General features: G+C 64.7%; 2 protein-coding genes. One reads left to right on the plus strand and one right to left on the minus strand.

Annotated elements, in window-relative coordinates:
* On the minus strand, positions 1-269 hold a 269-nt coding region (locus CWO89_RS44315; protein ID WP_207234715.1), incomplete at its 3' end, for a CoA-binding protein.
* A gap of 237 nt (positions 270-506) precedes the next feature.
* Here CWO89_RS44315 and CWO89_RS44320 point away from each other — a divergent pair.
* A complete protein-coding gene (locus CWO89_RS44320; protein ID WP_130584397.1) occupies positions 507-1,232 on the plus strand; it encodes a CBS domain-containing protein in 726 nt (241 codons plus the stop codon).
* Position 1,233: the final 1 nt, after the last annotated feature.

Genomic DNA, 1,233 nt, shown 5'->3' on the forward strand with positions numbered 1-1,233 from the left:
CCGGCGTCGTCGACGATCCCGGGCACGGCGGCAGCCGGCGCCGTGATCACGACGAGCTCTGGCACGAACGGCAATTCGGCGATGCTGCCGACCGTGGCGACGCCGGCAATCTCGCCATGGCGCGAATTGACCACACCGAACTGGCCCTTGAACTTGCCGCCGGAAATATTCTGGACGATGGCGCGGCCGACCGAGCCCTCGCGCGGACTGGCTCCGACGAGCGCGACCGAGCGCGGCGACAGCAGGTGATTCAATCTGTAAGTGGACATTGCTCTGCTTCCGGACTTTCGGCTGGCACTGGCAGTGCCGAGATTGCGTGGCGATGGCGCTCCGATGCGACACCGTAACCAGCCATGGTGGCCGGCCCATGACGAATAGTTCCTGTTTCAGAGCTGGCCTTGCGCTTGCTCAATTCGACCCCGCCGAAGGCGTTGACCTGCCTCAAACACCGCACCTACAGTGCAACTAGGCTGCGACTATCAACCGCATCAAACGGGAACAAACCCATGCGCGCCCATCAGATCATGACCCGCCCGGTCATTTCAGTCACGCCGGAAACACCCATCGTCGATGCAGCCAACCTGATGCTGCAGCGGCATATCAGTGGACTACCGGTCGTCGCCGCCGGCAAGCTGGTCGGCGTCATCTCGGAAGGCGACTTCCTGCGTCGCGGCGAGATCGGAACCCAGCGCAAGTACGGCCGGTTCCTGAAATTCCTGCTCGGCCCCGGCCCGGCCGCCACCGAGTTCGTTCGCGAGCAGGGCCGCAGGGTCGCCGAGATCATGACCTCGGACCCGATCACGGTCACCGAGGAGACGCCGCTCGATACGATCGTCGCGCTGATGGAGAAGCATCACATCAAGCGCCTGCCGGTCGTTCGCGGTGACGAGCTCGTCGGCATCGTGTCACGGTCCAACCTCTTGCAGGCGGTGGCAAGCCTTGCCCGCGACGTCCCCGATCCGACCGCCGACGATGACCACATCCGTGACCGCATCATCGCTGCGCTGGAGGAAGCGGATTGGTGCCCGTTCGGCCTCAGCGTCGTCGTCCGCGACGGCATTGTGCACTTAAGCGGCGTCATCACCGACGAGCGCAGCCGCCAGGCCGTCGTCGTCGCCACCGAGAACGTCGCCGGCGTGAAGAAGGTCCACGACCATCTCTGCTGGGTCGAGCCGATGTCCGGATTCTACCTGCCTTCGCCTGACGACAGGGAGTGGGCGAAGACGGGCTAGG

The organism is Bradyrhizobium sp. Leo170 (assembly GCF_004296405.1).
Classification (GTDB): Bacteria; Pseudomonadota; Alphaproteobacteria; order Rhizobiales; family Xanthobacteraceae; genus Bradyrhizobium.